21 protein-coding genes are annotated in these 17447 nt (G+C 45.5%); 14 read left to right on the forward strand and 7 right to left on the reverse strand.

Annotated elements, in window-relative coordinates; genetic code table 11:
• Positions 1-765: 765 nt before the first annotated feature.
• The 6 genes from G493_RS31780 to G493_RS0104445 all read right to left on the reverse strand — a co-directional run bounded on the left by G493_RS31780 (position 766) and on the right by G493_RS0104445 (position 5222).
• On the reverse strand, positions 766-1344 hold the full coding sequence (locus G493_RS31780; protein ID WP_028579406.1) for a hypothetical protein: 579 nt from the start codon (positions 1342-1344) through the stop codon (positions 766-768).
• Complete coding sequence (locus G493_RS0104425) at positions 1344-1772, reverse strand: hypothetical protein (RefSeq protein WP_028579407.1); 429 nt, start codon at positions 1770-1772, stop codon at positions 1344-1346. The genes G493_RS31780 and G493_RS0104425 overlap by 1 nt, the downstream gene beginning before the upstream one ends.
• Before the next feature lie 71 nt (positions 1773-1843).
• On the reverse strand, positions 1844-2752 hold the full coding sequence (locus tag G493_RS33815; protein WP_051309007.1) for a hypothetical protein: 909 nt from the start codon (positions 2750-2752) through the stop codon (positions 1844-1846).
• Positions 2753-2997: 245 nt separating this feature from the next.
• Positions 2998-4074, reverse strand: a complete 1077-nt coding sequence (locus G493_RS0104435; protein ID WP_028579408.1) for a type I restriction endonuclease — start codon at positions 4072-4074, stop codon at positions 2998-3000.
• 77 nt (positions 4075-4151) lie between these two features.
• On the reverse strand, positions 4152-4625 hold the full coding sequence (locus G493_RS0104440; protein ID WP_028579409.1) for a hypothetical protein: 474 nt from the start codon (positions 4623-4625) through the stop codon (positions 4152-4154).
• A gap of 135 nt (positions 4626-4760) precedes the next feature.
• Positions 4761-5222, reverse strand: a complete 462-nt coding sequence (locus tag G493_RS0104445) for a helix-turn-helix domain-containing protein (protein ID WP_028579410.1) — start codon at positions 5220-5222, stop codon at positions 4761-4763.
• 99 nt (positions 5223-5321) lie between these two features.
• Here G493_RS0104445 and G493_RS0104450 point away from each other — a divergent pair, with 99 nt between their 5' ends.
• The 14 genes from G493_RS0104450 (at position 5322) to G493_RS31790 (ending at position 15822) form a co-directional block, all read left to right on the forward strand.
• Positions 5322-5543 carry a hypothetical protein gene (locus G493_RS0104450; RefSeq protein ID WP_028579411.1) on the forward strand — a complete coding sequence of 74 codons (222 nt, stop codon included), beginning with the start codon at positions 5322-5324 and terminating at the stop codon, positions 5541-5543.
• A 14-nt stretch (positions 5544-5557) separates the two neighbouring features.
• Positions 5558-6016, forward strand: a complete 459-nt coding sequence (locus G493_RS0104455) for a hypothetical protein (protein WP_028579412.1) — start codon at positions 5558-5560, stop codon at positions 6014-6016.
• Positions 6017-6159: 143 nt separating this feature from the next.
• The gene (locus tag G493_RS0104460; protein WP_035273630.1) at positions 6160-6636 is read left to right on the forward strand and encodes a hypothetical protein; all 477 of its coding nucleotides are present in this window, start codon (positions 6160-6162) and stop codon (positions 6634-6636) included.
• Complete coding sequence (locus G493_RS0104465) at positions 6629-6949, forward strand: MerR family transcriptional regulator (protein WP_028579414.1); 321 nt, start codon at positions 6629-6631, stop codon at positions 6947-6949. Before G493_RS0104460 ends, G493_RS0104465 begins: the two co-directional genes overlap by 8 nt.
• A gap of 507 nt (positions 6950-7456) precedes the next feature.
• Positions 7457-7768 (forward strand): IS1/IS1595 family N-terminal zinc-binding domain-containing protein, encoded by a 312-nt coding sequence (locus G493_RS0104475; protein ID WP_028579416.1) that lies wholly within the window; start codon positions 7457-7459, stop codon positions 7766-7768.
• Positions 7755-9329 carry a DNA primase family protein gene (locus tag G493_RS0104480; protein WP_028579417.1) on the forward strand — a complete coding sequence of 525 codons (1575 nt, stop codon included), beginning with the start codon at positions 7755-7757 and terminating at the stop codon, positions 9327-9329. The genes G493_RS0104475 and G493_RS0104480 overlap by 14 nt, the downstream gene beginning before the upstream one ends.
• Positions 9330-9567: 238 nt before the next feature.
• Entirely contained in the window at positions 9568-10983 is a 1416-nt protein-coding gene (locus G493_RS27770; RefSeq protein ID WP_035273633.1) for a hypothetical protein, read from the forward strand.
• Positions 10984-10985: 2 nt separating this feature from the next.
• Positions 10986-11558, forward strand: a complete 573-nt coding sequence (locus tag G493_RS0104490) for a hypothetical protein (protein ID WP_035273635.1) — start codon at positions 10986-10988, stop codon at positions 11556-11558.
• Complete coding sequence (locus G493_RS0104495; protein WP_028579419.1) at positions 11558-12055, forward strand: hypothetical protein; 498 nt, start codon at positions 11558-11560, stop codon at positions 12053-12055. Before G493_RS0104490 ends, G493_RS0104495 begins: the two co-directional genes overlap by 1 nt.
• Before the next feature lie 3 nt (positions 12056-12058).
• Positions 12059-14041, forward strand: a complete 1983-nt coding sequence (locus G493_RS27775; protein ID WP_051309008.1) for a terminase gpA endonuclease subunit — start codon at positions 12059-12061, stop codon at positions 14039-14041.
• A gap of 16 nt (positions 14042-14057) precedes the next feature.
• Entirely contained in the window at positions 14058-14312 is a 255-nt protein-coding gene (locus G493_RS33715) for an ogr/Delta-like zinc finger family protein (protein WP_028579420.1), read from the forward strand.
• Positions 14313-14431: 119 nt separating this feature from the next.
• The gene (locus G493_RS0104515; protein WP_028579421.1) at positions 14432-14923 is read left to right on the forward strand and encodes a hypothetical protein; all 492 of its coding nucleotides are present in this window, start codon (positions 14432-14434) and stop codon (positions 14921-14923) included.
• A 4-nt stretch (positions 14924-14927) separates the two neighbouring features.
• Positions 14928-15245 carry a hypothetical protein gene (locus tag G493_RS0104520; protein ID WP_028579422.1) on the forward strand — a complete coding sequence of 106 codons (318 nt, stop codon included), beginning with the start codon at positions 14928-14930 and terminating at the stop codon, positions 15243-15245.
• On the forward strand, positions 15238-15822 hold the full coding sequence (locus tag G493_RS31790) for a BRO-N domain-containing protein (RefSeq protein WP_051309009.1): 585 nt from the start codon (positions 15238-15240) through the stop codon (positions 15820-15822). Before G493_RS0104520 ends, G493_RS31790 begins: the two co-directional genes overlap by 8 nt.
• A gap of 169 nt (positions 15823-15991) precedes the next feature.
• On the opposite strand, the gene G493_RS0104530 is transcribed toward G493_RS31790, so the two are convergent.
• On the reverse strand, positions 15992-17440 hold the full coding sequence (locus G493_RS0104530; protein WP_028579423.1) for a hypothetical protein: 1449 nt from the start codon (positions 17438-17440) through the stop codon (positions 15992-15994).
• Between the last annotated feature and the right edge of the window lie 7 nt (positions 17441-17447).

Raw genomic sequence — 17447 nt, forward strand, 5'->3', positions numbered from 1 at the left:
TGCGCCAAATACAATTCTAAATTTGACTCATTTTTTGATGGATATGAGGAAAAGACCAAAGGCAAAAGAGTTACCAGAGAAAAGAGACTCCGCGTCGTCAAATGATGCCATAGTCATCGGATGCTCCCGTTGCGACTTACTCGACATCTGAGCAGTAAATTGAGAGACAATCAATACGCCTTTGACCGCTGCTCTATAGCCAACACATCATTAGGACATGCTGCCGTAGTTGGGCATTAAGATATTGATCGACTTAATGATCTGTGGTAGTTGCCGGTGTAATCGCTGTATGACACACAGGAATAGGCTTAGTCATTGCTTTCTTGCTCACCGGTATATCACAGGCTTGCATGCTAGAATTCGGCTTTACTGCCTGCATAAACCATACATAATACTGATATTACATAAATAATTTTTCAAGCTCATCACAATTAGCTTTATAAAATAACCACCTGGGAAGGCCTTTCCTTTTTCGTTTAAAATTCGTAATCGTTTTTGAATGTTGCGAGCAGCCTCTTGTTCAGACTGTCTCAATTGGTTTCCAGCCCCCATCCTTGCTGCTGTTTTACATCTCTGGCCATTATCGTAGAGGTTGGAACCGAACCGACACAAAGTTATCCCCATGCTGGATTTTGAGTCCAGCACAAAAACATTTCAAACTAACGTTTATTCGTGATTTATTGGGAGGGAAATATTTTTTGGGTGTAAAAACGGGTGTAACAAATTTAATTGTGTCGGCTCAACGTCGATAGATTTTACATCTGTTTAGAGCTTACCAACGGAAAGCGCTGTCGACTCAAGAGCGTTCAATTCTCTATTTATGAGCGATTTCATTTTGCTAAACACATGCCTATAACAAGCATAGGCAAGCAGAGCTGGGATAACCAATATAATAGCTATGAGTATAAAGAAGGCTAATCCATCAAGAATAAGGTGTTCACTAATCAGCCTGTTTATATTGGTTCTGTATTCCAAGATCCTTTCTTTGGTCGGTTCATCGAGAGTGTTAATCGCTTCTGAGAACTCTCGCTGGAAATTGTATCGTTCTTCCTTTTTCTCTTCAACTGTATTACCGACACATATTGAAGTGCAGAAAAACTGCAAAACAGACAATTCATGGGCAAACCTGATGCTGCCGTTCATTGTTCTTCTTAAAACACCGTAGGCTGGATGATTGAAATCGATCAGGCCGTTATGTGCCTCGTCAAACAACTCGTCTCTCAGTTCAAACATCCTCTGCCTGAACCTGTCGACAAGATAATCTTTATACAACCAATGGTATACTAACCAAAGCAATGCCAGTGAGGCAAAAAAGAGAACTGGGGTAAGATATACGGTATACATTATAAATCTCCGATTCTGGTTGTTCCGTCAGCATTGAGTTGGCTGGATTTTCTTCCAGGATCTATCGATTCTTCCCACTGTACTTTTCTTGATTCAAAATGGGCTATGACACGTTGCTTTTCTTTCCGCTGAAACCAACCATAAGTAATTCCGGCAAGGCAAAGAGCAAGCGCCACAGATAGGTAGAATGGTGGACTAAAGCTTATATCCGTACCAAGCTTTCCGGTCAAGGAAATCTTGCTCATGGTTTCTTTCCCTGCCAAAGCCTCTATAGACTTGTAGACGAAGTAAACGCAAATCACAATGCCAGCCCATCTTATTAGCGTTGTCAGGGTATCTGCAACATATTTTCCAAGGGCTACCCTGCTTGCAAACTCTCCGTCAACTGAACCTTGGTGCTGTATGTTTTTTCTTCTCTTTTTAGTCACGCCACTATTCCTACAATATTATACAGATCTAGGCCGCAAACAACCAAATATATAAAAACAACCTACATCCTTTATGCAACTTTCAATTTTGCTAGATTTTTATGTGCCAATTCATTCCCCAGAGCCGCAGATACTTTCAGATCTGCAAGCATTCGTTGTTTGTTTTTAAGTTTCGAGAAGGCTGCAGCTCGTAGAAAATATGCCTCGCCATTCTCGGAATCGCCATCAATCGCCTTTGACGCAGCATCTACTGCCTCATTATACGCTTCCTTTTTTATATGTTGTTTTGCGGTTGCTACCAGGTCGGTAACATTGATCGTCTTTTTAGGGAGAACTGGTGGTGAGACATTGTGTATAACTTGTGGATCTTTTCTTTTCGAGATGTCTTTTTTGCAGAACCTGCAGAATATCGCGTCTTTTTTGATTGTTTCTGCACAGAATGGGCATTTTTTAGTAGCGCCGGAAATTTTCCTATTGCCGGATACCACCGTATCTCTAACAGTGACCACTGTTTTACGTGTTAGAAAATATATAATAGTGGCTGGAACAGTTAGAAATGCCCATATCATGAACCATATTCCAATGCCGATTGTAGCCCCTATACTAGCGCCAGCAAGCTCATATTCGTTTGTCATACCATAGGTCTGCTCACCTACTGCTACGAGTCCAATTATAACGCCAATAAAACAAAGAATCGTCCATCCAATAGCAATAAATTTTGCGGTCCTATTGATCGCCGATGGTTTTTCATCGTTTTCGATCTCATCATAATCCCAATCTGAATCGTCCTTCAGGTCTCCACGCTTAAAAAGATAAAGAGGAAAGGCTATTATCCAAATCATGAGCACGCATACCGCCCATCCTAGAGGGCCAAGGTTAAAAAATCCAGAAGTGTTGCCTCTTTTTATTCCTAAAGTTGTAGCATCGTAATAGACCCATATAGCACAACCAATCACCATTAGCATGACTATAACGTTCATTTCGTTATTCTCCTTTCCTTGGACGTATATAACTAACTGCTTAGCTACATATTATTAAGTGGCAAATAAATAGCATGACAGCTATGATAATTGACCATTCGCAGTTATAAGTGTGGTAGGAAATAATTGTCTCTTGTCCGGTCTAAAATTGATCGTTTTTCACCAGTTTTTCAATCAATCACAGTATATTCCTGCATCGTTTGGAAGTTAAAAGTATCGCACCCCATCGCCATACAATTGTTCATTTACGCATCTTCATTATAAAAAACGATTCTCGATTTTATTTCGTCAGCAAACTTATAGAGATCATCCAAGCTTTCAATCGGGTGCCTTGTTTCATTTTTTTCGTCATCAAACAGGCCTATATATTTTTGAGCGGTATTCAGGTGGAGGCGACAAATTGGTTTGCGGTTACTATCATCTAAAATGATGCCAAAATACCTTTTTGTATCTCGGTGAAAAATACGTTCAATCTCCACCACTTCTCTCAATATGGCCCTGACGACATAAAAGCCTTCCAATTCTTCTTCAGTTGTGACAATACCGTTACGGGTATCCTCAGTATTGTCATCTTCGGCTTCATCACTTACAGAACTTTCCTCTTTAGAATTTCCGCCAAGAGCAGATTTTAGCCTATCGTTAACTTGATCGTTCACAAATTGCTTAAATGCTTTTTTAACTATAACGGTGAACTGGTCGAGCACTTGTTGGGTTTTCATTCCAGAATACACCTGGGAGACACAAAACCTGACAAATTCGACTGTAGGCTCAGACATTTCTTCGGCCAAAATGTTCTTAATCGCTCGTACATATTTCAATTCATTTGCGGTTGTCAGCATTTTATCGAGTTCAAATGATGACTTCGTGAGCTTTTTTAATTCTGGCAGGAGTTGAGGGTCCAGATTGAGAATATCGATTTCCATAAACGGTTTCTGATCCATAATGTTTGCTTCCTCAAGATCAGAAAAAAAATAGTAAAGTCGTCCGTTTGTCAGAACACCAATTCTGGCCTCTGTTACATGAAAATATCTTCTTAACTGAGCAGCGTGGACTTCATCCAAGTTAGCATTGCAAGATTTGCACTCAAATAGCATGGACGGTTTCCCATCAATACAGATGGCGTAATCAACTTTCTCTCCCTTTTTGCTACCAACATCAGCTGTTAGTTCAGGAACGACCTCTGAGGGATCAAAAACGTCATAACCTAAAGCCTGAATAAATGGCATTACAAACGCATTCTTTGTAGCTTCTTCTGTTGAAATATTGCAGAGTTGTTTCTCCATCCTATTTGCCAACGCTTGTAATTGGTCTACAAAGTCCATGCATCCTCCCCTCATGATTCTTGCTATTTTTGTATGTTAAAACTCATGAATAACCCCTCACCAACAGAGTGAAACACCTATCTATCAACCACTTTTTTTACAATTCGGCATTTTATAAGATGGCGGTTTATTTCCAGATGGCCATCTATGATATTTTCTAAGTCTTTGACTTCATATTCAAGTTTTTTTGTTGGAATAAAATATTCTGACGAAAGAGCCAGTACGATAGCGATGAAGATGGCTAGATATGGATGGTCATTGGTTGCCTTTACGCCGAAGAAATAGATCGCAAAGAAGAACAGAGCAGCCATGAGGATGAGTCCACCGCATATAAGGCTGACCATACTTGCGCACCAGTGCTTTAGCTTTAGGAAATCAAGCTTTTTTCTTAGGTTATGGATGCATTGGTCATTTAAATCTTGGGCTTTTTCGATATCCTCAGCTGTTTCGAGTTGAGTCTCGTTCAGCTTGTAGATCAGTTGTTCTATGCTGCTGTTTTGAACAGAAATCGACCTGTATAGGTGGGATTGATGTATAACGCTTTCTCCCATAACCCCTCGCAATAAAGGATAAAAAATAAAAAAGCGTTAACACAACTTAACAGCGACGGCAAGCCCCTGTTAGTTCAGATTATCGGAAAAACACCACGATGTAGTGGTGGTATTTTTATTAAACCTTGTTTTGATTTATTTTTTCTTCCACTCAGCAAATTTCAAAAATTTATTCTGAAATTCTATTTTGAACCAGGTCTTGAACCCTGGTTCATCTTTTTCCATTTCTTCGAGCCATTCATCAATTTCCACAAGAAACGGAGTGCTCACGAGTAGTTGCTCCGTATTCCCATCACTAAAGGTGAGATTCCCTGTGGTGCTAGATTGCACTATCTGTGATCCGGTAATTTTGCTGCCACTGATGATACTGTTGCCATGTCCACCTGGGAACGGTTCGCCTACGCCTGTTCTCAGCCAGTTTGGATCGCAACCGATGAAATGTGCTATGGCATCTGTGTTTCTCTTTCCAGGGACAATGTTTCCGTTCCACCAGTTGCTCACGGTGCTCGAAGCCTTTCCTGTTCCTTTTACAATATCAACTTGGTTGATTTTTTTTACCGCAGCAACATACTGTAATCGTTTAAAAAAAATATTCATGCTAACTCACTTGCTAATTAAGCTAGTATTTACTAATTGACAAACGCTAAAATCAGATGCTAACTTCCTAGCAAATAATTACTAACAGGAGGATGGCCTGTGACAAAACAAACCACAAATGAACATACAATTTGCACATTCGATTTGTTTGATCCTCCGTGCGACATTGAGATTCCAGAAAAGATTATCATCAAGAAAATGACAACAACAGGAGGATTTCAAAAAATAGCTGAAATCAATCTGATGAGCGGCAATCAAGATCGAGAAATCTTTCTCGATGTCTTTAAAATCTCTATCGCCGGACATTGCGACCAATCGTGACTGAGTGAGTTGCCATGAACGATTCTAACACCACAATCCTTCAAACCACTACAGTCGATAATTGTGCACGTTTCTTTCCGCGCGATCTCTTCTCCTGCATTCTCTCTCATCCGGCTTTCCACGCTCAAGGTAGTTGTTTTGATGGAAAGTATTTCTTCCCTATTTGTGACAGGGCAAAAATACAACTTTTCAGAATATATAACTTTTCTCATCTTCCCCTCCTTATTGACATGGACACAAAAACAAAAAACCTCACGAGCCATGATGAGATCCGGCAAACCATTCATAAAAAAGGCGGTGGCTGGGGTGCAATTAACCGCCTTGCTGAATTACTCGGCCTTAATAGCGCAACGATTGTCACTATGAATATCAGTGGCGCAAGACGACAGAAGAATGTCCTGCAGGGAATAGCAGACTTTTTGGGGCAGCCGGTACATGGTGTATGTCCCAGCTCAAAGGAAAAAACGGCATGAAACAGGCAGCCCCTCTCCATCGGCCTTCTCGGCCCTGTGTTTGGTCGCACATCCATAGTAGCGGGGAGGGCGTTGTCTGTCCAGAAAATATCAGGATTTTGCTTTTCCATATCCACAGAATATCACAGGGGTAAATCAAGTCCATGACAATGAATTCACCAGAGCTGCAGTCCTGGCAGGTGTTCCAGGCTGCAAGGAAATACATCGGCGCAGAACGTGTTGCTCGGATATTCAATCGAAAGGTACGCAGCGCTTACAGCTGGGCACAGAATCCTGCCTTCACAGAACACCGATGCAAGAATCCCCTGGATACCCTTCATGCGCTCTTTACAGAACTGGATGCAAGGGGAATGGCCTATGTGGTTCAGGATGCTTTAACTTTCCTGGCCTCTTCGATCGATGATGTTGATGCATCTGAATTCAAAGAGCCCCTGCCCACCATAACAGAAGAAATCCTGGCAGACTACACGGCTATTTCCACTCTCAAAGATGCCATTGATGAAAGAAAATCCATAGATACCATCGTGTTCCTTGGTCATGAAGCCGAAGCTGAAATTCAGCGCACAGTGGCCAAATATATACAAGAGCAAACAAAGCAAAAAGAGTGTTGTGATGACTGACCAAGCTACCCTGATAAACATCGAACGTCGGCTTGCCAGGATAGAAGAATTGCTTCTTCACCTGGATAATGCAGGATCCGAACAAAAGGATAGCGGAGAATTCCTCACCGTGCAGGAAGCCGCTACAGAAGCCAAGATGAATTACCACTCTTTCAGGCGCATGGTGGTGGACAGAAAGCTGGTGAAGCATTCACGTCCCTGTGGTCCCAAGGGCAACATACTGATCAAACGCTGCGATCTCATTGCCTTCCTGGAAGCAAAGAAAAAACCAGGCCGCCCTGGGCGTAAAGCAAGCGGCATAAAGATCATCTAACAGAAAGGGAAAGACTCATGGTTACCAGGATCAAGAAATACAGTCCATCTGTACTCGTTGTGGCGATCTTTTGCTTTTGCATTCTCCAATTCATTCTAACCCTTGATAGGGTCGCGTCGCTCTCCGTTGCGCATCTCACTATTCCCTCCGCCTACCAACCCTCTTTCACCACTCAACACAATACAGTTCAACCATCCGGCAGGATAAGCCAGGCGAAAAGCATAAACGGAGCAGCGCCTGGCTCCTTATGTGTGAGCCAACGTGGAGCTGCCCAATGACCATCCAGGTTGCCGGACATGGCTCGTTAAGGGAAGCCGGTTGGCTCCCCAGGCGATCCCCCTCCCCGACCCTCCCCAAAAGCCAGACCATAAAAAATAAACCATCCTGCACTACCGCGGGTCCTTCTGAGGCCTTCCCTTTCACGGGTGGAACGAACCTCGATGGTCTCTCGCGGAGAAAAAATATATTTGGGCGGAAAACCGGAACATCTGACATGGAGTCAAAGGGATGCAGATCAGCATAGCCAACAGAATAACTGAAGGAGGAACCAAAATGATTGATTGCGAGTGTCCTCGGTGCGGAGGAGTACAGGTCATTAAATCAGGAAGAACAAAAGCCGGCAAGCAAAGGTATCAATGCAGAATATGCGGTCGCTATTTTGTAATCGATCCTGACGGAGTTGCACCAATTGTTGCTGAACTCGCGGAGCGCATGATTCTACAGGGTGTTGACACTCCAAAAATTGTCAAAGTCCTGCAGGGGCATGCATCCAGGTCCTGGGTGTATGGTTTCCGGAGGGATATCCATGTCAGTCGTTAGCATACAGGCAGCAGTAGCCAGGCGAGTAGAGGAAGAAAAATCCCGCTCAGCTCACAAGGATAATTCTGGAAAAAAGTCGGGCGGAGGCAATGGATCGGATGTGCCCCTGAAATTTGTCTGGGAATGCTACCGGGCAAACGAAGTCGGAGATTCCGAACTCTATAATTATAAAAGTCGTGGGAAGTTTGCCCATAACAACGTTTCAAAACGCTGGCTGAAATTTGTAGGCCCTCATTGGATACAGGACAACGATGGTCAAGCTCTGGCAGGAATAGAGAAAACCGTTATTCCTGAATATCTCCGCCTGCTGGAAGAGCAAGAGGCAAAAATCAGAAAGGCAGACCAAACCGGCGAAGGAGACATCAAAAAAATGGCAAAAGAAAAAGCCAGGATCCTGGCAAGAATCGAAAAACTCCGATCAGTTACCGGCAGGAAAAGTTGCCTGAGCTGTGCTGTTTCAAACTCTTCTCCCCTCACAGTGGCTCCCGCTCAATTAGATCAGCACCCTCTTTTACTTCCTGTGGCCAATGGTGTTGTGGATATGCGCACCGGTGAACTGCGCCCAGGTCGACCAGATGACTGGCTCACCATGGCAGCACCAACTGAATGGAAGGGGCTCAATGAACCCTGCCCTGAATTTGAAAAATTTGTCAGAGCCTCCCTTGATAATAATGAAGAGAAATACGAGTACCTGCATAGGGCTCTTGGGTATGCCGCATCCGGATCTTCAAAGGAGCGCATCTTCCTGGTGCTTTATGGGCAGTATGGATCCAACGGAAAATCAACGCTGATGAACAAAGTCTTTGAAGTACTTGGTGATCTGTGCGGCCCCATTCAATCGGAAATGCTTCTGACATCCACCATTCAAAAAAGCGGTTCCGGTCCGTCACCTGAAATTCTGGGCCTGAAAGGTAAACGCGCTGTATGGGCCTCTGAAGTTGAAGAAAATGCCAAATTTGCTGTTGGAAAAATCAAAAATCTGACTGGCAACGAACCCCTTACAGGTCGAGGCATCAACGACAAAGATTTTACCACCTTTCACCCTACCCATACCCTTTTCCTGATTCTCAATCACAAACCATATGCCCCAGCCAATGACAATGCGTTCTTTGAAAGGCTGCGGATCATTGATTTCCCTTTGTCATTTGTAAACCGAGCTTTGGAAAAACCATACGAACGGCCTGCGGATCTGCAGCTTGAAGAGAAGCTGGCCAGGGAACATTCAGGAATCCTTGCCTGGCTGCTTCGCGGCTACTTGAAATATGTCGAACATGGGCTGGCTGCCCAGAAATGCGTGATTGAAGCATCCAAGGAATACAGACGCAATGAAGATGTACTGCAGGATTGGATTGATGAAAATTGCGAACTGGATCCGGGATTGGAGACTGAATTTAAATATCTCTATCAAAATTATCAGGCCTGGTGGGAGGCATCTGGTGGTGGCCGCAGAGGCCTGACCAAAAAGAAATTCGGCATTTTGCTCAAAGAAAAGTTCGATGCCATCAAAACCGGCGGTGTGATGAAGTATTTGGGGCTTGGATTGCGCCTTTCTGCGGACTGAAATCAGGACGAAGGGAGGGAGGGAGGATTTTTATTGAGAGCTTACATGAGGAAATACCCTTTTTTTCTCACACATGTAGACCTTATATAATCCTCCCTTCATCCTGCTATATAAAAAAAGAAAGAAGAAACAGATATATACAACCAGGACGATTATTTCAAAAAGGGAGGATTGTTTTTATGTCTTTTAAATCACGACATTTTTTTCAAAACAATCATCCTGTTTACTGGATTGCATCATGAACATTGTTGATCTGTACAAAGAAGATGGGTTTGAACCGCGCCGTGCGTCGGGCCGGGAACTGCAAGGCCCCTGCCCGCTGTGCGGAGGTAATGATCGGTTTTGTCTGTATCCTGGCCAGGGTGAAGGCAAAGCTGCCGGCCTGGGTACATTCCACTGTGGCCATGGCAAAGGTGGAGCTGGTTGCGGCAAAGGCGGAGACGCCATTAGCTACCTCACGCAGATTCGTGGCATGAGTTTTGGCGACGCCTGTGCAGCTCTGGGTATCGAAACGACCAGACCCTCAAATAGCATGCAGTATCGCAGCCCCAAGCCACCAAAAGTTGTAAGCCGCCATTCATTTGATCCTCGTCGATGTGACTGGCCAGGTTATGTGGTTGATCCTGATATGTGGCAGCAGCATGCACAGAAATTTGTCGATATCTGCCATGAAACGCTTTTGAATCGTCCGCTTGCCCTGGCTTACCTTGAGCAACGGGGCGTAGGCCTTGACCAGGTAAAAAAATATCGCCTGGGGATCCATCTTGGAAAAGAAAAGGATGACAAGCAATGGCTCCCATCCTTCCGCCCTCAGAAAAGCTGGGGCATGGTTGACGAACAAAAAAACGGTAAGCCACAGAAATTTATTCTGCCTGCCGGCATTGTGATTCCGTATTTCAACGGTCACGGCCTGCGCCGGATCCGCATCCGCCTGGCAAAAAAGGACCAGCAGAATCCCAAGAAAAAATATCACGTTGTCAAAGGTTCAGCCATGGACACCTGGCTGCAGCATCCAGAGCGCGAGGCTTTTGTTGTGGTCGAGACAGAGCTTGATGGCGCCATGATAGATCGATTCACAAACCGGGTAGGCATAGTTGCCCTGGGGGCGCTGGCCATGAAGCCAGATACAGAAACAGCCACTGCCCTTTCCAAAGCCCACTCCATTCTGCTTGCCCTGGATTATGACGGTGAGGCACCCAAGGCACTACAATGGTGGATGGATAATTACCCGCAATGCAAACGGTGGCCGGTACCGGTTGGCAAGGATCCTGGCGAAGCTTACGAACAAGGGCTTGATATTGATGAATGGATTCTGGCTGGACTGCCTGCAGCCATGCAGCTAACTGATGAAATCGTACAGGAAACCACGCCACCAGCAGCGCACACGCTTCCTGATGAAGTGGCAGAATTGCTCGATCTGTTTCTCCAATCCGGGGGAGCTGTCAAAATTTATGACCAGGGCATGGGCGTAGGCCCAGTAATTCCCGATGAATGGTCAGCAAGAAACCCAGAGAAACGGGCCCGTATAACGCAATTGATCCATTCAGCAGATCAAGCAGGGGAATTCATTGAGCACCTGCCGGACGCTGTTTATCGCTACCCACTTCTGAGCCGACTGGCAAACACCTATTTCAATGAACTGGAGGATGCTTGAACGTGGTCGAAAACATTTCTCCAGATGCTGAACAGCAAATTGAAGAAGACCTCTTTGCAACCAAGCTTGATGCCTGGAGATTCCTGCGGGCTGATGGGTGGAAAATCGGCAGATCTCAGTTTTACGAGCACTGTAGCGAAGGCCTGTTACGGCCTGACACAGGCGGCAAATACAGCCTGAAAAAGGTGGAAAAATATGCACGCAACCACCTCAAGCGAGAAGAGACTGACCAAAAGGTAAACGAGAAGCTGGAAAGGCTTCATGAGAAAAAGGCGCGCCTGGAGGTCGAACAGGCCGAAGTAAAGCTGGCCCGGGAGAAACATGACCTTGGGATTAAACAAAAAAAGTTCATCCCCAGGGATGAATTTGAACTGGCAGTTGTTGGCCGGGCTGTAGCCCTGCTTGCCCATTTGAAACACATGGTGCACACCAGGGCTGCAGATTATGTGGAGCTGGTTGACGGCAACCAGGAACTTGCAGGCGATCTGGTTTCAACCATGGAAATTGACATCGAGGAACGCTGCTCTGCTTTTGCCAGGGATGTGGAGTTTGATGTCATTCTGGAGGCAGAGTAATGGCCCAGAATTCTCTTTCCGTTATCAGCGTGACAGACGAACAACTGCAAAAGAATAATCGCTTGTACGACCTGATGGCCCAATACAAGCAGTGGAAAGATAAACAATCAACACAAAGCGATTCAGTAAAAACGGAGAATAGCATGGCAAAAAGCAACGTTGGAAAGTGTGCGCAATGCGGTACCGAAAATATGCGCCTGAAAAATCATTTTGATAAACAGGTATGCTCCAGATGTTCCGGTATGCGGAGTTATGTACGTAACTTCCCGGAGTCTGTAGTTAAGGCATTACAAGAATTTCATGGCGATGCATACTTTCCAAAAAGTGAAACCAGCAATGAACACGTTCTGGAAAACGTGCCTGAACAGGTGCTGCCACTGGAAGCCTGTATTTCATCAACCGATGAAGAATCAGCACTTCTTGATATGGCCCTGGCTGTGATCCGCGGGGATGGTCAGGTCATTGCCGACCAGCTGGAACTTTTACGCAGCAAGTAAGTTATGGCCTGCCCCGCTGTAGATATCGGTAAAACCCAGGTTGTACGACTGCGAACGGACCTGGAGTGGTTGCCGGAAAAATTCCGTAACCGTTCATCACGGGTCCGTATTCGCTTTCGCTCCTTAGCTGGTGAGCGCAAGGTATACAGAAAGCGTAAGCGTATACCGCCATCGCAATGGGCCCCGAAGAACAGGCGTATCACCTATGGGCCGCTGGAAGGTTCGTATTACGATTCCAACTTTATCCCGCACATGAACGGTATTATCGACACCTTTGTGCTGCCGTTCATCAAACAACTGGGAAACTGCAAAGTCGCACAGACAGGTTCCTCTGCAGGTATGGAAACCTGCCTTGCCTACCTGGCAGACATTGATCCAGGCTCTGCCCTGGTGGTCTACCCGGATCGTGACACTGCCGGCAAACGCTCCAACGATTATCTTGCACCGGTATTCAAGGGCTCACCCCGGTTGCGCTCCCTGTTGACCGGTGTGCAGGATGATGTGGCTTCCTTCCGAATTAAGCTGCAGACCATGCTTATTTACATGGGCTGGGCTGGCTCGGTTACCTCAATGGGCAATGTTTCAGCCAAATATCTTTTCCTGGATGAAACGGATAAATATCCGGAGCGGGCCAGCAAAAAGGAAGCCCCGACCATGGAGCTGGTTCTTGAACGTGTTCGTGCATTTAAGTTCGGTTCCAAGGTTTGGTTCAATTCCACACCATCCCTGCCCTCTGGTCCTATCTGGGTATACCTGCTGAATGCCGATGCTGTGTTTGATTTCTTTCCCCGCTGCCCGGATTGTGGGAAACGCATTTATATGGAATCCAAGCACATCCGCTGTAACGATGAAAAGGATCCCCAAAAAATCCTGCAGGAAAAACTTGGCAGGTATATCTGTACTGTCTGTGGATCTGAATGGGATGATCGTAAACGGGACAAGGCCCTACAGGATGGCGAATGGTATGCACGCTGTAAAAATTGGCGTCAGCTCCAGGAGGCAGGGAAACCTTTTACCCATGATTCACGCCCACGGTTTGAATATTTGAAAGCCGAGCGGCCAGAAAAAGTCTGTTTCCATTCTCCCGGATGGATCTCTCCCCTGGTTTCACTCTCTGAACTGGCAGCGGCCATGGTAAAGGCTCGCAGCTCAAAAGAAGAGACACACACCTTTGCCAATAAATATGCTGCGGAAGCGTATTATGATTACGAAGTTCAACGTAAAGAGGATCAGATCCTGGCGTTGCGTGATGATCGGCCTGAAGGCTTGGTACCTGGAGATAACCAGGTTGCTACTCTTGTGGCTGGAGTCGATACCCAGGACGATGGGTTTGTCTATTACATCAATGCCTTGGGATGGGGACTGGAGCAAACCTGTTGGCATATAAGCAGCGGAGTTGCAGTCACCTTTCAGGCCTTGGCAAAAATCCTGTGGGAAGATGAATATAAGGACAGCGCAGGGAATATCTACCCCATAGCGCTAACTATACAGGATGCCATGGGGCATCGTACCTCAGAGGTATATGATTTCTGCCTGGCCCATCCAGGCAAGATCGTACCCTACAAGGGAGCTTCAGGCCGCAGGGCTAATCCCTTTACGGTCACCAATGTGGATCGTTACCCCGGAACCAACAAACCAATTCCAGGCGGCATACGCCTCTACACCTGTGATACTCACCACTACAAAGACATGCTTGCGGGAAAACTAGCCATCAAGGTTTTGGATCCTGGTGGATGGCGTTTGCATGCTGCAGCAACCGAAGAATATGCAAAACATCTGTGCGTAGAATATGTGGATGAACGGGGTTTGTGGCAGCAGCCAAGAGGGAAAGCTCAGCATTATTGGGATGCCAGCTTCATGTCGCTGGTGGCTGCCGACATATTACGGATCAAGTTCTGGAAAAAGACCGTGCGCCAGGCGCAAAAGAAAAAAAAGGAGCAGCCTGCAGCCAACCCGTTCACCGGCGGCCGCAGAATGTTCGGATGAGAGGATTGCAAAAAATATGTCCAGCCAAATGATCACAGTCTGGTTGCTGCAAATACAGGAGGAGGCGGAAGCAGGGGTGGTGTTTTCCCAGCGCCACGGGGCCATATGCCCGGCCTGCAATCAACGGGCAAAGATTTATTCCACCAGACCATGGGAAGGTTCTGTGCGGATCCGCTACCACCGATGTTCCAACCCACAGTGCTTTCTCTGCCGGGCAGGGAAGACTATTAAAAGCGTTGAGGAAGACGTTACAGGAGTAGAAACAGCATGATCAATAACGGAATTTTGATTGGTAACCTGGGAACTAAGATTTTTGCAAGCAATGCTGCTGTGAAGAGGTCCGCAATCTGTTACAGTTTTGATATATAGAAAAATAATACGGAGAGGCATATGGAAGCACGAATTGATGACATAATGCGCAAGGTTGTAGATAAACTGGAAGCTAAAAAACTGGCCGCTGAAGAAGAGAAACGGCTGAAAATAGAGCGGCATAAAATGATTGCCTCCTCGTTGGAGGATTTTTTGCGCAACACTGTTTTACCTGCCTTGAACAGTTGCCGGAAAACCATTGAGTCATATGGGTTCAAAGCAGAGATTGAAGAGATCAATAAGCCTGATTATGTGGTTGGTGACGGACTCTCCAGGTTGATTGCCGTTAAACTGAAAGTGAGCACGACTCCAGGTGATAACGGTTTGCTGAACAAAGAGATCGAGTTTCAGGGTAATTTTGACGAGGAAACGTTCCTCTGCAAAATGATGACCGGTGACACCCCTGGAACTTCATCTGGTCCTTTTCCATACAGCGAGGCGGTTGAGGATTTTCTTGCCCTGCGTCTTGAATCGTTTATCGAGCAGGTGTTTAAGGTGCAGGGCGAGTGGTAAAATCATGTTGACGGAAAAGATGGGTTTCGGGTACGGTGATGGTGTTGTTGCAAAATCTGCAACCGGGATTGGCATCCCGAAAACCAAAGGCGGATGCACCGCCTCTTTTTCTGATTGGCGGTATTTTTGTGTCCGTAACACGGCATTGCTCTATCTTGGGCGGGCTGTGTGTGGGGGCCTCGTGCCCGCCGGTTTCCTTTGGTCCGGTATGCCAACCCGCACAGCTTCGCCCTTTTTCTTTGGCATGGAAAAGGGTGGATTATTGACGGTGCCCCGAAACGGGGCACCGTCTCCCCTACCAAAGGAGCAATGTTATGAGTAAGCACCTCGCAGTTATCCCCTTTTCCTTCGAGTCCCAACAATTCCGCACCCTGATCGATGAAGACGGCAGTATCCTGTTTGTGGCCACAGATGTGGCTACTGCATTGGGATACAAACACCCTAACAATGCGATAAACCGTCATTGTCAAGGTACGGCGAAACACCGTACCTTGATTGACGCAAATGGTAGAGCGAAGGATGTTCGTGTCATCTATGAACCAGACCTTTACCGCATGATGATCGGTTCCAAGCTGCCATCAGCGAAAAAGTTCGAGCGTTGGGTGTTTGAGGAGGTGCTGCCGGAGATCCGTAGGACAGGCTGCTATGTTGGTGAGCAGCAAGCACCGGCTTTGGATATGGAAGCTGTTACTCAAGCCATCCGAAAGGAGATCCGGACCGAGCTACGCAAGGCGATTGCCAACAACAAGCAATCCTATAAAGGCTGTGAGGATATCGATCCCCTGATCATCGATATGCTGAGACGGGTACCAAAAAAAGAACTGGCGCCCGTGTACAGTGTACTTTCCTGCTTGGTCTCAGGAGTGCCGCATAACTATACCTTTACCCAGACAGGGTAAGATTAATTTTACCGTACCGGCCTGATTGGTACCGTAGTAGGCATCGCGATTCATGGCGACAAAGTCGCCATGAACGTCTTGATAAGCGGTGGTGCCAATGAACTTGCCGCGTCAGCGCCACCGACGATAACGCCATCCGCTGTATTAAATTGTTGTGCTTTTTCCTTAGTTATTGGAGCGCAATATCCCGGAACCGATCACTCAACAAGACCTCTTCGGGGCGCTCTACTCCCTCTTTTAGGCTATCAAGTATTGATATTAAATCGTCATCGACTAAAGGAATTATTACTCCCCGACCATCTGTATAAGTATCTCCGCATCTTGCCAAGAAGGTATTCAAATCATCTATTGTCCTGCACAAAAGCAAACCAAATTTACCTTTGTGAAGAGAAAACCGTCCGGAAAGCTGGTCTAATTCAGGATTTGCGACATCTCGGGAATAATTTTTACACTCGACAAAAATGTATTGTGCTGGAGTGTTGTAAGTTGTGTGTAAGCGATGAAAAAAACCAAATGGGGCGGCATTATCGAAGGTAATATCAATCCTTTTCCTGCCGTCATGAATTTCACGTTCAACCTGTGGTGATGTTAGATTAGAATAAAAAATTAATTCTAGAATACCGACAGTCAATCTATGGTATCGGGTTGCGTTTTCATTACCAGGAGGTGTGTTTGTTAATTCTGTTATCAGATAGTCAATTATGCCATTTAGTGATTCAGGGGTAAGATCTTCATTTTTAAGAGATGTAACCTCAATTGCTGTTTCTTCTCTGAATTTAGCGAAGATTTCTGGATGATCTTGAGTGAATTTGGCAAGAAATTCTTTAGTAATAGGGTGTTCGTGTTCCCTAATGCTTTTTTTTGTGACCCATCTTCTCTCACTTCCGTCTTTTCTTATTTTTCGTTGGACAAGGGCAGTATTAAGACGAAGGTGTTCATTCTGCAGAAAATTCAACACGAAATGCTGTAGGTATTTATTTGCGGTGTAGTCTTTTACAAATGAAACTATGGCCTTAGGTGTGAGCAATATTTTTCTACCATCTACAACAAACATTTCTGTGTAATCATTTATCCACTCTCGACTATGTCTGTCCCACCCATAACCAGACGGGACATTTTCCTGGAGTGGCATCCCCCACAGTCTACATTGATTTTGAGTGTATTCGATAAGATGTCTTCTGATAATATTTGTTGCCATATCAGAAGTTTTGTCTTTGTCTATTCCAGGTACAAAAACCCTACAGTCTTCAATGTCCTCAACAATACCACTTTGAACCGCAGCACTTTCCAGAAGGCTCTCAAAAATTTTATCTGAATCTTCTGTCCCAACACCTCTTCCCTTAGGTGGACCTTGTGAAAGGCCTAAACAAGTTTCATTTGGCTCGCCCAAATGTGTAAAAAGTTCTCGGGCTTGCGCTGTGGCGCCTGCTCTAATTAAGTTAATTAATTGCTGGAAAAAACTACGAACCGTTCTGCTGGCACCCATGGACCATGGGTCATTTCGTTGTGCCAGAAAGTAAGGGTCAATGAATAAAGGAATATCCGTAGAAAGGTCGATGTCTACAAAATCAAGTTCGAATTGGGTTTTGTTAAGTTCAAATCTTTCACTTAATTTCACCGGCACC

The organism is Desulfogranum japonicum DSM 18378 (assembly GCF_000429945.1).
Taxonomy (GTDB): Bacteria; Desulfobacterota; Desulfobulbia; order Desulfobulbales; family Desulfobulbaceae; genus Desulfogranum; species Desulfogranum japonicum.

Bases quoted from the DNA above. Each gene is read 5' to 3' on its own strand.
- G493_RS27775 (WP_051309008.1), top strand. From the start codon at position 12,059: ATGGCCTGCCCCGCTGTAGATATCGGTAAAACCCAGGTTGTACGACTG.
- G493_RS0104460 (WP_035273630.1), top strand. From the start codon at position 6,160: ATGACAATGAATTCACCAGAGCTGCAGTCCTGGCAGGTGTTCCAGGCT.
- G493_RS27770 (WP_035273633.1), top strand. From the start codon at position 9,568: ATGAACATTGTTGATCTGTACAAAGAAGATGGGTTTGAACCGCGCCGT.
- G493_RS0104475 (WP_028579416.1), top strand. From the start codon at position 7,457: ATGCAGATCAGCATAGCCAACAGAATAACTGAAGGAGGAACCAAAATG.
- G493_RS33715 (WP_028579420.1), top strand. From the start codon at position 14,058: ATGTCCAGCCAAATGATCACAGTCTGGTTGCTGCAAATACAGGAGGAG.
- G493_RS31780 (WP_028579406.1), bottom strand. From the start codon at position 1,344: ATGTATACCGTATATCTTACCCCAGTTCTCTTTTTTGCCTCACTGGCA.
- G493_RS0104435 (WP_028579408.1), bottom strand. From the start codon at position 4,074: ATGGACTTTGTAGACCAATTACAAGCGTTGGCAAATAGGATGGAGAAA.
- G493_RS0104480 (WP_028579417.1), top strand. From the start codon at position 7,755: ATGTCAGTCGTTAGCATACAGGCAGCAGTAGCCAGGCGAGTAGAGGAA.
- G493_RS0104440 (WP_028579409.1), bottom strand. From the start codon at position 4,625: ATGGGAGAAAGCGTTATACATCAATCCCACCTATACAGGTCGATTTCT.
- G493_RS0104520 (WP_028579422.1), top strand. From the start codon at position 14,928: ATGTTGACGGAAAAGATGGGTTTCGGGTACGGTGATGGTGTTGTTGCA.
- G493_RS31790 (WP_051309009.1), top strand. From the start codon at position 15,238: ATGAGTAAGCACCTCGCAGTTATCCCCTTTTCCTTCGAGTCCCAACAA.
- G493_RS0104465 (WP_028579414.1), top strand. From the start codon at position 6,629: ATGACTGACCAAGCTACCCTGATAAACATCGAACGTCGGCTTGCCAGG.
- G493_RS0104495 (WP_028579419.1), top strand. From the start codon at position 11,558: ATGGCCCAGAATTCTCTTTCCGTTATCAGCGTGACAGACGAACAACTG.
- G493_RS0104445 (WP_028579410.1), bottom strand. From the start codon at position 5,222: ATGAATATTTTTTTTAAACGATTACAGTATGTTGCTGCGGTAAAAAAA.
- G493_RS33815 (WP_051309007.1), bottom strand. From the start codon at position 2,752: ATGAACGTTATAGTCATGCTAATGGTGATTGGTTGTGCTATATGGGTC.
- G493_RS0104455 (WP_028579412.1), top strand. From the start codon at position 5,558: ATGAACGATTCTAACACCACAATCCTTCAAACCACTACAGTCGATAAT.
- G493_RS0104515 (WP_028579421.1), top strand. From the start codon at position 14,432: ATGGAAGCACGAATTGATGACATAATGCGCAAGGTTGTAGATAAACTG.